Source organism: Streptomyces sp. YIM 121038 (genome assembly GCF_006088715.1).
GTDB lineage: Bacteria > Actinomycetota > Actinomycetes > Streptomycetales > Streptomycetaceae > Streptomyces.
In genome coordinates this window covers 286784-298629 of record NZ_CP030772.1, presented here as the reverse complement: position 1 = coordinate 298629, position 11846 = coordinate 286784, and the positions used below count along the sequence as shown (strand labels likewise).

Sequence of the window (11846 nt, the reverse complement as noted above, 5' to 3'; positions counted from 1 at the left end):
GCTGCCTGGCACGGGGTTGAGTGCCCACCAGATTGCCGAACGCGGACACCATCTGACCGGTACAGATCTCCAGGGGCCGCCGACCTACCGGGATGCCGTTGGCGAATTCGGGGTCCTGCTACTTCGCCCCGTCGATCGTTTGGTCGGCGGGGCGAAGTCGTGCGAAGTGGCTGGTGCGGGTCCGGGCCAGGGGTGTTCCGGTGAGGTGGGCGTCGAGGCGGGCAAGGTTGATCGCGGTTGCGGTGAGCTGGTGCTGGAGGCGGGTTCTGGCGAGTCCGCGGTAGCGGCACCGGCGCAGACCGGCGGTGTGAACAGCGTGGGAGAGGGTGCCCTCGATGCCGTTGCGGGCCGCGTAGCGTTCCCGCCACTCGGGAGTGCCCTGGGCTGCACGGGCCTGTTGGATCGCCTCGTGTTCGGCCCGGGGCCGCAGGGTGATTTCCCTTCTCGCGGCTCGGGGTGAGCTCACGCACTCGGGGCGCGCGGGGCAAGTGCGGCAGTCAGCGGGTGAGAACCGGACGATGATGATGGGGGCGCCACGATCGGAGATCTTGTCCCGCCATTGGGTGGCGTTCTTGCCGTTCGGGCAGGTCACGGTCTGGCTCTGCCAGTCGATGGCGAAGGCGCTCTGGCTGTAGGGGCCGCTGGCCTGGGCAGTGGTGTTGCCGCGGATGGGGCCGGTCAGGGTGATGCCGTACTGACGATCGGCGGTGACGATGCGGGGTCCGTCGATGTAGCCAGCGTCCAGTAGATGCTCGCCGGGCAGAAGGTCCCTGGCGGCGAGGGCGTCGTGGACCAGGTTGGTGGCCGTGCTGTCCTGGACGGTAGCGTCCTGCGTCAGCACGTTCGTGATCAGGTGAGACGTGTCCGCATCGCAGGTCTCGGTCAAATGGACCTTGAAACCGTCCCACTTGATATCCCGCTTCACACTCGCGCGAGCGTCGGTGTCATAGGGGCTGACCAGGCGAAGAGCACCCGGCGGGCACTCTTTTGGGTCCCGCCATCGCACCTCGCCCTCCGTATCGAACACGTACTGCTGAACCCAGGCCCGGCGCAGGATCTGGACGGCGGGCAGCTCGCGCAGCCACACGGGCGCCCCGGCGGCGTGCACGTCGGCCAGCAGGCGCATGCCGTCCCGGCCGGTCTGCTCGGCCAACTCGGTCCGCTTGGCCTTGCCGGAGGGCAGCCAGTAGTCCTCCGGCCGGGTGGCATACCGGTCGAACCAGGCCGGATCAGCGTGGGCGGACAGCCAGTTGGGGGCCGCAGCGGCGAGTGCGTTGAGCGCAGCGCGCAGGGTCTCGATGACGAACTCCAGCCGGTTCAGCGACCGGATCGCGGCCAGTACGTGGGTGGAGTCGGTGCGGGCCCTGCCTGGCGCCTTCAGCATTCCCGCCTTCCGGGCGGACTCCAGGACGTGGTCGAAGACCTGCTGCCCCGCTTCCGCCTCGACCAGCCGGGTGCGGAACTCGCTGAGTACGGAGTAGTCGAAGCCCGGGTCGGTAAGCTCCAGGCCCAGGGCGTATTTCCAGTCGATCCGGGCCCGCACCGCCAGGGCCGCCTGCCGATCGGGCAGCCCCTCGGCGAACTGGAGTACCGACACCAGCGCGAGCCGGCCCGGGGACCAGGCCGGCTTGCCCCGGGACGGGAACAGATCCGCGAACTGCTCGTCCCGGAACAGCACCCCCAGCTCATCCCGCAACCGGATCGCCAGACTGCCCTTCGGGAACGCCGCCTGGGCCACCCGCACCGTCTCCGCGGGGATCTCCCCATCTCCGATCGGACGCATCGACATCGACACCCACCCCATACGACAACGTCGGCCTTCAAGACCACAACCAGGTCTTGAAGGCCGACGTCACGCAGAGCCCCGAATTCGCCAACGGCATCCCGCGCGGGGTGCGGCCCCTCACACGTGCTCTTACTCCCCACCCTCCCCACTCGTTTGAGAACTGGATCAAGCGGGGTCCAGGCGAGCACCTCCGACCGAATTCAGGGAGCCTCATCAACCGTGTGCCGTGCGGTGAGGGTGCGGTGCACAGTCGGGGCGCCGCGGCGGGTGGTGCTGTTGTCGATGATGTCGTCGTGGATGAGGCAGAAGGCGTGGAACATCTCCAGGGCGGCCGCCACCCGTATCACCGCCTGGGTGGGTGGCTGTGCGATGGCTGCCTGCCAGCCCAGCACGCACAGGAGGGGGCGCAGCCGCTTACCCCCTGCGGCCAGGAACTGCGCTATCACGTGGGAGGCTTCGTCCGGCAGGCCCTGCGCGTGCGCGGCTGCCGCCTTGCTCATGAGGAACTCCTCGAGCACCTCTTCGATGTGGCGGCGCACATCGGCGAGGTCGAGCGGCGGCGGGGAGAGGGCGGGAGTGGTGGTCATGGTCGCTCACCTGCCTCGGCCTGGTTGCTGGTGCTTTCGGTGAGCTTGAGAGCTTCGTCGAGGAGGGCCTCGACGATGCGGGATTCGGGGACGGTGGTGATGACTTTGCCGTGGCGGTTGATCTGTCCTTTAGGCACGCGATCTGGCGCAAGAGCGAGGCGGACTGGCACGTCTGCGGCATCCCGGCCGTGTTCCACCTCGACCACGGCACCGACTTCACCTCTACTCACCTCGAACAGGTCATGGCCGACCTGAAAGTACGGCCCGTTTTCGCCAGGAAGGGCCATCCTCACGGGCACGGGAAGATCGAGCGGCTGATCGGCACCGTCACCCACATGTGCCTGCCCCACCTACCCGGCCACGCGCCGCGCGGCACCCGCGACCGGGCCGGGCAGGCCAAGCTGACGCTGCCCGAACTCGACGCCAGGATCGGCCGGTTTATTCGCGAGGTCTACAACCGGCGTCCGCACTCCGAGACCAAGCATCCACCCCAGGCCCGCTGGGAGGCCGCCGCGTTCATCCCCCGCATGCCCACGAGCCTGGAACAGCTCGACCTGCTGCTGTGCACCGTCGCCAAACCCCGCAAGATCCACACCGACGGCATCCACTTCGAGTCGCTGCGCTTCATCGACCCGGTCCTGGCCGACTACGTCGGCGAAGCCACCACCATCCGCTACGACCCGCGCGATATCACCGAGATCCGCGTCTACCTGCGCACCCTGGACGGCGAGAAGTTCCTGTGCCGGGCGATCTGCTCCGACCTGGCCACCGAAACCGTCAGCCTCAAAGAGATCACCGCAGCCCGCAACACCCGCCGCAAGCAACTACGCGGCACCCTGAGCAGCCGCGGCGCCCTCGTGGACCGGCTCCTGGCCGCGCACAGCGAACCGCTGCCCGCGGCCTACCCGGCCATGCCTCTGCCGCGCACCTTCAACACCCCCGACTCCCCGCCCACCGCCGCACGACCTGGCCCTGGCACCGAGCACACTTCGGACTCCGCCGCCACCGCATTGGCCCAGGACCACACGGTGCGGCTCAAGCGCTACATCAATGAGTGAAGCCCCAACGGCCGGGACAGACACCCCGCGTGGACACCCCAGACGAGATCCCCGCCGGGGCCGGTGACGCAAGCGAGCACCCGGATCCGACCGAGCCAGCCGCCCCCGCCCCGACGCTGCAGCACGCCGCAGACCGTCCCCCGCCGCCCGGGGACGGCCAGGAAGTGTCCGGCACGCCGAGCACGGGCAGTCCGCCACGAACACTCATCCCCGCTCCGATCATGGCGACGAAGGAGCACCGGCGGTTCCTGGAGTTCGCCGACGCGGTGCGCCGCAAACGGTACGTCGGCCTGTGCTTCGGCGCCCCGGGCGTCGGCAAGACCGAGCCCGCCCGCGCCTACACCAAATGGGACCAGCTCGCCCCGCACCTGGCAGGCGGCCGCGCTGCCGGATCCTCGAGCGGCGACGAGTCCATCGGTGATGCCCTGGCCGCCCGCGCGGTGCTGTACACCCCCAAGGTCCACAGCACCCCCACCCACCTCGACAAAGAGATCTCCTACCTGTGCGACCGGCTCGGCTGGACCGTCGAACTCATGCTGCAGACCGGCCGCGTCCAAAACGACCCTCTGCCCACCGTCGCCTCCTACGGCACACGCACCACCGCCGGCCACGCCGAACTCCTCATCGTCGACGAGGCCGACCGACTCAAGACCACCACGACCGCACCGGCATCGGCCTGATCCTGATCGGCATGCCCGGCATCGAAAAGCGCCTCGCCCGCTACCCCCAGCTCTACTCCCGCGTCGGATTCGTCCACCACTACAAACCCCTGTCCGTGGACGAACAGGCCTTCGTCCTCGCCCGCCACTGGCCCCACCTCCGCCTCGGCGCCACGGACGACTTCGTCACCACCGAAGCCATCGCGGCCATCACCCGCGCCACCAACGGCAACTTCCGCCTCACCACCCGCCTCGTCGACCAGATCGAGCGGGTCCTTGAAATCAACCAGATGACCACCGTCACCAAGGAAATCGTCGAAGCCGCCCGCGAAAACCTCGTCATCGGCATCATGTGACACAGGATCACCAGCCGAAACGCCGTTGCCCCTGGGAGAGACCTGGGGCGACGGCGTTCGCATGCACTGCTCGCGACGCCCGAGAAGGACGCCAGATACTGCTCAGTATTCCGCGCCATTCACCCGTCAAAGTCACACGCATGACAACGACTTTGCCGGGGCCCTGGGCGGGGAGGCCACGGTGAATGCCTGCGGCGTAGGCGTGGCGATGCTGTCGGCGTAAAGGCGGGCACCTCCCTCATCGATCGATTCCTGGTTTATGGGGGGTCCTTCGCTCCTGTCCGTTGTCCACTCAGAGACACCACCGTCCCCCCTCTCCCTTCAGTACAAAAAGACCCGCACCGATCTACGGCGCGGGTCTTCCTCGTCCTCTCGCTCTTCGAATGTGACTCTTCGTGACTAAGGACGGGATCAACAAGCAGGCTCAGTGGTAGGCCGTTGGAAGGAGGCCATGAACGCGTTCGACATCGCCTTCGACGGCCGCCTCTCGGCCGAACGAGCGTAAGCCAATCAGATCAACGAGAAACCTCTACGCCAACTGAGTGGCGACCACCACTTTCGTGATACTCCCTGATCAACTCTTTCTGAATAGCCTTCCGTGCACCTGCGGGCTTGCTCGACGGGGTCGAAGACAGGCCCGCAGGTGAGGTGGTGAACGGCCATAGGCCGTCTGTATCACAAACTGCGTTGGACTTTTCCGGCAGCCTGATGTCCCAGTGGACCTACGCCGAGGCGTGCGGACGTGACGCGCGTGCCTCCGTTGGCGCATTCGGGTGAGCGCATGAGGTACTGCACGGTGCGCTGTTCATTCTCCCAGAAGAGCGCGGGGCCGCCAAAGTCCCTCACGGAGACCTTCCTATTCAAGGAAGTGAAATTGCTGAGGTTGCCGAACACAAGGGTGTTGGCGTGGTCGGCGAGGAGAGTCACTGAGACGGGGTACTTGCTGTCGCCGTAGGACAGTACGCCGTTGTAGCTGGAGGGGATACCCACAGTCTGCCAGTCAGCGAGCGTTCCGCCGCACACCTGCGCGGCGGAACTGGCGGGGGCCGCGCCGAGAGTGCCGAACGAGGCAACCGCCAGACCGACTGCCGCCAGAGAGGCGAAAGCTCGGCGTCGGCGATGGGAGGACGGCGTGCCGGACGGGGCGTGGATGACGGGCTGATTACTCACGGAGCTGTTCAACTTTCACCTCAGAGGTCGCCGGAATCTGGCGCGTAACATCATGTACACATTCAGCTACCATCTGCCACTCTGGGGCGGAAATACCCAGGTGCTCTCCGCGTAATTCAGCGTCCTGACCTGCTTATCTTGGCGCGGAATTCACCCGGTTGGACGTACTCGTTCGGGTCATGTCCCTTGTAGGCCGTTGGAGGAGATACGCCCGAAAGCCGCCCCGCGGGGCGGCTTTCGGGCGTATCTCCTCCAACGGCCTGGTAGAGGACACCGCTGGGATCTGCTGCATCAGGCAGCAGATGAATCTGCTCGCCGGACAGTTCCTCTTGGCGACAGCCGCGGGCAGCACGGCAGACACCAACTCTGCTGCGCATACAGCTGGGGCGTGCGGGGCGACCGTGTCGGTGGTCAGCAGCTGACAGGTGACGTTGGGGTGTCAGGTCTCCCGGTGTCCGCTCAGAACAGTGCCAGGCCCTCGCCGCTGGTGTCCGCGATGACTGGCCGGGGCTGGGCAGGGAGGCCGTCCAGGCGGTCGGGGCCGGCCGCGGCGGCCACGGCAGGGGCCGTCTCGGCCAGCCAGAGGCGAAACTGCTCGGCCGCTTCGCGGTAGGGGACTAGCGCCAGGACACGGTGCTCGCCCGAGGGGCAGAGGTCGACGGCGACCGTAAGCAGGCAGGAACGGGGCGCCTGCTGACTGCCCGTCCAGGACACGCGCAGGACCCCGCAGGGCTTGCGCCCGCCGGGGGCGCGGTGGGTCGGGCGCAGCGAGCGGCAGGCTATGCAGGCGATCCACGCGGCGAGGTGGGGCAGGGGCAAGGTGGTGCGTGCGCGGCAGCCGGGGCAGCGGTGCCAGTGGCGGAGCCAGGTGTCGGTGTCGCTACGGAAGAGGCGGTCGTAGCGGTTCGCCACGCGGATGTCGTTGCTGTAGAGGTGGTCGGGGCGTTCCTGGGTATTGCAGGACTGGCAGACGGGGGCGCGGACGTAGCCGTGTTCGTGGCAGTGGTCGAGCACGGTGGCCGGTGCGGCGCGGCAGACTGCGCACGCCCACCCAGCCACCCTGCGGGCGGTGCCGGGGTTCCTGCTGAGCACCGAGTACAGCTGGCCTTCCAGTTCTCTGTTGTAGAGACGCAGTGAGGCGGCGGGGCCCTGGGGGCTCGGCGTCTGCCGACCGTCGGCGTCTTTGGCCTGCCGGGGGTGGGAGGGCGGCTCGGCGACGGCTGCGCTGGCCTGGCGGCTCCGCGTGGCTTGTACCCACTGCGCTTCGGCGTGCCCGGCCGCATCCAGCAGCCTGACCACAGCGCGCGGCAGCCACCACGTCCGCTGCGTCCCGTCGCGGGTCTGCTCCACGAGTATCTGTCGCCAGTCGATCCCCGCCAGATGGTGCGGCCGACCGACTTCGCGTCGTGCTGCCCGCTGGGGGCCGCCCGGCTCCTGCAGTTCCCGCATGATGCACTGGCGCCAACGCAGCGGCGTTCCCTCGTGGCACTCCTGCCTCGGCGCCCCACGGAACGGACCGATGCGGACAAGGTCGTGGCGGTCCATCCCCACCACGTTCAGCTCCGCAGCCGCCCGGCGCACCTCAGCCTCCGGAACACTCCACTGACCGCCGCTCGTCCGCACCGTCGCCACCACATGGCCGCCGAGCAAGACGTACCCCGCCCGGGCACGGGCAGGAGCGCAGGCGCATGCCCCAGAAGCCGTCGGCACGGCACTGTCGGCCGTCAAATCGACCCACAGAGCGTCCGCGGCATCCAGGGGGATCAGACCGTCCGGGCGACTGGGCATCACACGCTCCGACATACCGACAGGCTAGCGGCCTGCAACACGGCATCCAGCCTCCCAGCGCCTCAGTCAGCCAAGCCACCGGTCTCGAACTGGAGGATGGCGCGGTACTCGGTCACCGGACCGACGCCAGGGCGGCGGCGGTCACCCTGACCGCGGTGATCCGGTCCGCGTATGCGCGGTACGCCTTGCGCCCGGCCGGGACAGCGCCGCCCCCGGCAAGAGCGGCGCACTGCTCAAGTACGGCCTGGTGGAGGGCGAGCGGGGCGGTGACGCGCACCGAGTAGCCCTGTCCGCGGCGAATGGTCCGCCCACCGCGTAGCGCTGCACCAACGGCGGTGTCCGGGGTGTCCTTGAGGTGCTCGGAGAGCAGGCCAGGTACGTCGTCCATGTGCGGCTGCTCGGGCTCGGGATCGGGATCGGGCGCCTGCCTCAGGTCCCCGACCTCAGTGTCGCCAGCCGGGAGGCTGGGGCCTGCTGCGGTGTCGCGGGCGTCGGCGGCGTTGAGTACCCGGCGGATGGTCTTGGGGGAGACGCCGTAGGCGCGGGCGAGGGCCTTGATGGCGGCGCCCTTGCGGGACGCCTGCGCCACCTCGGCGGCCTGGGCGTCGGTCAGCGCGGAAGGGCGCCCCAGGGTCTTGCCCGCGGCCTCGGCGGCGGCGACGCCCTCCTTGGTGTTCTCCGAGATCATGTCGCGCTGGAACTCCAGGACCCCGGCGAGCATGGTGACGAAGAGCTTGGTCTGCGGGTCGTCGGCGGCCAGGTCGAAGCCGGACCAGGCGCCGGTGGCGATGTGCAGGTGCAGGCCGCGCCGCTGGAGGACTTCGCGGATCTGGATGACGTCCTTGGTCGAGCGGAACAGCCGCGCGGCGTCCGCTATGCGGAGGGTGTCGCCGACGGCGGCCTCATCCAGCAGCGCGCGGAAGCCCGTGCGGTCGATCGCGTAGACGCGGGAGGAGATGGCCGGGTCTTCGTACTTCGGAGCACCAGACTTCAGCAGGCTGTCCAGGGCATGGAGTTGGCGGGCATTGGTCTGCTTTTCGGTGGAGTGCCGCAGAGTACTGGTGGGCCGTCGGCGAGGTGCCTGCTGAGCAGGTCCTTTTCCCACGGCCCCCAGCCCAAACGACGCATGCGACTTTCACCGCACGTCGCTTTCCGGTGACTACTCCGTGAGTGCTGGGACGGGCTTCTTGCCGTGGATGTCCGAATGACAACTTCCGCAGATCACAAGGGTTTTGCGGTGTCGTGCAGCCATGAGATCTGCCCACGGCGGCCGGGTTCCCGATCGTCCGAGCTCGGCGAGCTTGGCGACGTGGTGGACCTCCACCGCGTCGATCCGCCCGCAGGACTCGCACCGTCCGGCGAGGAGCCGGGTGACCAGCTCCTTGCGTTTGGTGTTGACCGGGGCCAGCCGACGGTCGTTGATGACCGTCTTCTTGTCCCGTCGCAGCGGGATCCCGCCGAACCGTCCGACCAGTGGCTTCCTGCCGGTGTGTTCGACGCGGGCCTCGAAGCACTTAGTACTCCAGCAGCGGTTCGCTATCTGGCCTGGTCGAAGGCGTCGTCGGGAGTGTAGTGGTTTGGTCGTGGGTCGGGGGTGGTCTGGCCGGACCGCCCTTCCAACGTGTGGAGTCGTCGCTGGTAGTGGCAGCGGCGGGAGACGGCCTGGTGTCTGCGGCGCCAGCGAGACCAGTTCAGAGCGTGCGTGCGAAGCGGCCGCCCGGTTTGGCGGTTCGGGCCGAGGCGAAGTGCCAGGAGCCGGCGGACTTCTGCCACGGTGAGCGGAGCCAGGGTGCCGGAAGCGTTTCTGCACCCCCCTTTCCCGCCGCGTCGGCTGCCATGACCGCGAGGTAGGCGTGAGCGAGCATGGCCAGGGTGATGTGCCGGAACCAGCCGACGTAGCGGCGGACCTCGTACTGGTCCAGGCCGCACTCGTTCTTTGCCGCCTGGAAGCACTCCTCGATCTGCCAGCGCATCCCGGCGATCCTCACCAGGTCGGCCACTGTGGTCTCCCGCGGTGCGTAGGCGAGGAAGTAGGCGATCTCCTGGGACTTGCTGATGCTGCGGCGGGCCAGTGCCCAGCGTCGGCGTACGGGGGCCTCGCCCTGGCAGTCGAACTCGGCCACCGTGGGCAGCTCCAGTGCCGCCCAGTGGTAGCGCCTTGGTCCTTTGGCGCCGTCACCGCACGAGATCGTCTCCCACGCCTCGCCGGGGGCCTGGGCAAACAGGTAGTCGATGCGCGGGCCGAAGACCTGCTGGGACTTGGGCACTGCGAGCACGTAGCCGAGGCCGGACTGCTCGATCAGGCGACGAAAGCGTCCCTCCTGCCCGTAGGCGGAGTCCGCAGCCACCCACGCAAGAGGGAGATCCGAGGCCAGAGCACGCAGCACCAGGCGCTTGGCCAGCTCGCCCTTCGTGGCGAAGCCTCGTTCGTCGGGGACCTTCGCCGCCCGGCAGCGTTCCCGGTCCTCCGTCCAGGACTTGGGCAGGTAGAGCTCCTGGTCCACCAGGGCGCGGCCGCGGGTGGTGGCGTAGGCGGCGAAGACGCCGATCTGGCAGTTCTCGGTGCGGCCGGCGGTGCCGGAGTACTGACGCTGCACCCCGGCGGAGGTGGTGCCCTTCTTGACGAAGCCGGTGTCATCGATGACGAGCACCCCGCCGTCTACGCCGAGGTGCTCGGCGACGTATGCCTGAAGGTCGTCGCGGACGTCGTCGGCATCCCAGTTCGCCGCGTTCAGCAGCCGCTGGAAGCCATCAGGGGTGTGGTGCCCGGCGAACTCGGCCAGCTGCCAGCCGTTTTTACGGCTGACGGGAGCGAGAAGCCCCCGCACATAGTCCCGCATCCGACGCCGCAGGTCCGCGCGGCCGAAGCGGTGGCCAATGCGCAAGAAGAGAGTGTCGAGTTCCCGCTCCCAGGTCACGTCCGCATGCTCGTCGATCACCTTGGAAGGCTGTCGGCACCGGAGTCGGCCAGCCAAATCCTGACCCACACGTGGGAGGGGCGGTCCGGCCAGACCACCCCCGACCCACGACCAAACCACTACACTCCCGACGACGCCTTCGACCAGGCCAGATAGCGAACCGCTGCTGGAGTACTACTGATCTCTTCGGGGTGTTGTCGGGTGGTAGTCGGTGATGGTGAGTCCGGTGCTGGCGAGGCATCCGTCGATGAGTTCGGGGTGGTGCTGGATGTGCCGTAGTCCGCGGCGGAGGGTACGTTCGAGGTGGTCGTCGTCGGTGAAGGCGACGCTGGCCAGCGGTCCTCTGCGCAGGAGCGACCACACTCCCTCGACCGGGTTCAACTCCGGCGCGTAGGAGGGAAGGTGGACAATAGTGAGCCAGTCATGGGCATCGGCGTACTTGCGTAGCGCGGCGGCTCTGTGCGTGCTCAAGTTGTCCCAGACGAGCACGATGGGGGCGCCGAGCTGGATGTGCGCGCGCACGGCCAGGTCGCGGTAGTCGCACCAGTCGAAGCTCCTGCGTCCGGAGCGATTGGGGGACGGGTTTCGCCTCGGCCGAAAGATCAGCCTTGAGGTCTCGCCGGGCTTGTAGCAGCACATTGCGGCGATCGAGTAGCGGCGCCAGGACCGGCCCCGGACCTGCACCACGGGCGTGTGGCCACGTCGGGCCCAGGTGCGGGCGATGGACGGCGTCATTGCAAATCCGGCCTCGTCCTCAAACACGAGGTAGGCCCCGAGCGTCGCCGCTATAGTTCCACCTGCGGCCACACCTCCTTCTTCCACCGCTGGTCCTCCCAGCCGTGTGCGGCCGGCCCCCGCGCCAGCTCAGCCTCCAGAGCGGCGAACTGGCCATCGGACACCTTGGGCAGCTTCGCCGCCCCCGATGAGGCAAGACCTCCCATGCCGCCGTGCCGCCACGCATGCCGCCAGCGTTCCACCGACCGCTCACTCACCCGCAATTCCCTCGCGATCGCCGCGGTCTTCTCACCCCGCTCGAACCGCTGACCGGCCTCAAACCGGATCCCTTCACGGAACCGCTGCCGCTCCGGAGTCAGCCCTCCACCCTGCGCATACCGCATAGTCCCGGCTTACCGCAGGGATCAAGGAACGTCACCACCCGACAACACCCCGAAGAGATCAGTAATACTGCAACGGTCTTTTCTATGACGGGTGGGCAGTTTCTGGTGGTGTGTGGCCGCGTCGTTTGTAGTGGCTGCGGCGGGCCTGGTGCTGCCTTCTTCGGCGCCAGTGGGACCAGCGCAGGATGTGCTCGACGGATACGGGCGGGCACTCGCGCCGAAAACCGTACTGAAGACGTGGACCAAGGAGACTGGAGGATCCTCCGGAGCCGTATAAAGCTGCTGGTCAAAGCCCCCGCCGGCCCAAGGCTCCGCGCGGCTGTCGCCGACCGCATCACCTTCCCGCGCGACGCTCCTGCCGACCGGTACGGAGTCCTACCGCTACCAGGCCACCGAAGCCGAACGC

The 11846-nt window shown here is 68.2% G+C and carries 12 protein-coding genes and 1 pseudogene; 3 read left to right on the top strand and 10 right to left on the bottom strand.

What is annotated here, in order from left to right:
• Positions 1-118: 118 nt before the first annotated feature.
• The 3 genes and pseudogenes from C9F11_RS44070 to C9F11_RS49225 form a co-directional block, all read right to left on the bottom strand.
• On the bottom strand, positions 119-1789 hold the full coding sequence (locus C9F11_RS44070) for an IS1182 family transposase (RefSeq protein ID WP_138958190.1): 1671 nt from the start codon (positions 1787-1789) through the stop codon (positions 119-121).
• 197 nt (positions 1790-1986) lie between these two features.
• On the bottom strand, positions 1987-2373 hold the full coding sequence (locus C9F11_RS44065) for a polyprenyl synthetase family protein (RefSeq protein ID WP_138968033.1): 387 nt from the start codon (positions 2371-2373) through the stop codon (positions 1987-1989).
• A pseudogene (locus C9F11_RS49225) lies at positions 2370-2504 on the bottom strand (4-hydroxy-3-methylbut-2-en-1-yl diphosphate synthase); the annotation flags it as partial. The gene C9F11_RS44065 and the pseudogene C9F11_RS49225, both read right to left, overlap by 4 nt.
• A 111-nt stretch (positions 2505-2615) precedes the next feature.
• On the opposite strand from C9F11_RS49225, the gene C9F11_RS49220 reads away from it, so the two are divergent.
• The 3 genes from C9F11_RS49220 to C9F11_RS50020 all read left to right on the top strand — a co-directional run bounded on the left by C9F11_RS49220 (position 2616) and on the right by C9F11_RS50020 (position 4446).
• A complete protein-coding gene (locus tag C9F11_RS49220) occupies positions 2616-3431 on the top strand; it encodes a Mu transposase C-terminal domain-containing protein (RefSeq protein WP_346347495.1) in 816 nt (271 codons plus the stop codon).
• 221 nt (positions 3432-3652) lie between these two features.
• Complete coding sequence (locus C9F11_RS50025) at positions 3653-4111, top strand: AAA family ATPase (protein ID WP_346347479.1); 459 nt, start codon at positions 3653-3655, stop codon at positions 4109-4111.
• An 11-nt stretch (positions 4112-4122) separates the two neighbouring features.
• A complete protein-coding gene (locus C9F11_RS50020; protein WP_346347478.1) occupies positions 4123-4446 on the top strand; it encodes a hypothetical protein in 324 nt (107 codons plus the stop codon).
• A 675-nt stretch (positions 4447-5121) separates the two neighbouring features.
• On the opposite strand, the gene C9F11_RS44045 is transcribed toward C9F11_RS50020, so the two are convergent.
• The 7 genes from C9F11_RS44045 to C9F11_RS44015 all read right to left on the bottom strand — a co-directional run bounded on the left by C9F11_RS44045 (position 5122) and on the right by C9F11_RS44015 (position 11440).
• Positions 5122-5616 carry a hypothetical protein gene (locus C9F11_RS44045; protein ID WP_138968029.1) on the bottom strand — a complete coding sequence of 165 codons (495 nt, stop codon included), beginning with the start codon at positions 5614-5616 and terminating at the stop codon, positions 5122-5124.
• Positions 5617-6075: 459 nt separating this feature from the next.
• Positions 6076-7065 (bottom strand): endonuclease domain-containing protein, encoded by a 990-nt coding sequence (locus C9F11_RS44040; RefSeq protein WP_249402318.1) that lies wholly within the window; start codon positions 7063-7065, stop codon positions 6076-6078.
• Between the two features lie 451 nt (positions 7066-7516).
• Positions 7517-8509 carry a recombinase family protein gene (locus C9F11_RS47880; protein ID WP_171076189.1) on the bottom strand — a complete coding sequence of 331 codons (993 nt, stop codon included), beginning with the start codon at positions 8507-8509 and terminating at the stop codon, positions 7517-7519.
• A gap of 54 nt (positions 8510-8563) precedes the next feature.
• Positions 8564-8728: a hypothetical protein gene (locus C9F11_RS50015; RefSeq protein ID WP_346347477.1), complete on the bottom strand. Its 165-nt coding sequence runs from the start codon at positions 8726-8728 to the stop codon at positions 8564-8566.
• 367 nt (positions 8729-9095) lie between these two features.
• On the bottom strand, positions 9096-10322 hold the full coding sequence (locus tag C9F11_RS44025; protein WP_138968789.1) for an IS701 family transposase: 1227 nt from the start codon (positions 10320-10322) through the stop codon (positions 9096-9098).
• Positions 10323-10496: 174 nt separating this feature from the next.
• Complete coding sequence (locus C9F11_RS44020; RefSeq protein ID WP_269078162.1) at positions 10497-11084, bottom strand: transposase; 588 nt, start codon at positions 11082-11084, stop codon at positions 10497-10499.
• 23 nt (positions 11085-11107) lie between these two features.
• Positions 11108-11440: a helix-turn-helix domain-containing protein gene (locus tag C9F11_RS44015; RefSeq protein WP_138968025.1), complete on the bottom strand. Its 333-nt coding sequence runs from the start codon at positions 11438-11440 to the stop codon at positions 11108-11110.
• Between the last annotated feature and the right edge of the window lie 406 nt (positions 11441-11846).

Coding starts and splice junctions, on each gene's coding strand:
- C9F11_RS50025 (WP_346347479.1), top strand. CDS start 3,653: ATGGCGACGAAGGAGCACCGGCGGTTCCTGGAGTTCGCCGACGCGGTG.
- C9F11_RS44015 (WP_138968025.1), bottom strand. CDS start 11,440: ATGCGGTATGCGCAGGGTGGAGGGCTGACTCCGGAGCGGCAGCGGTTC.
- C9F11_RS44065 (WP_138968033.1), bottom strand. CDS start 2,373: ATGACCACCACTCCCGCCCTCTCCCCGCCGCCGCTCGACCTCGCCGAT.
- C9F11_RS49220 (WP_346347495.1), top strand. CDS start 2,616: ATGGCCGACCTGAAAGTACGGCCCGTTTTCGCCAGGAAGGGCCATCCT.
- C9F11_RS44040 (WP_249402318.1), bottom strand. CDS start 7,065: ATGCGGGAACTGCAGGAGCCGGGCGGCCCCCAGCGGGCAGCACGACGC.
- C9F11_RS50020 (WP_346347478.1), top strand. CDS start 4,123: ATGCCCGGCATCGAAAAGCGCCTCGCCCGCTACCCCCAGCTCTACTCC.
- C9F11_RS44070 (WP_138958190.1), bottom strand. CDS start 1,789: ATGTCGATGCGTCCGATCGGAGATGGGGAGATCCCCGCGGAGACGGTG.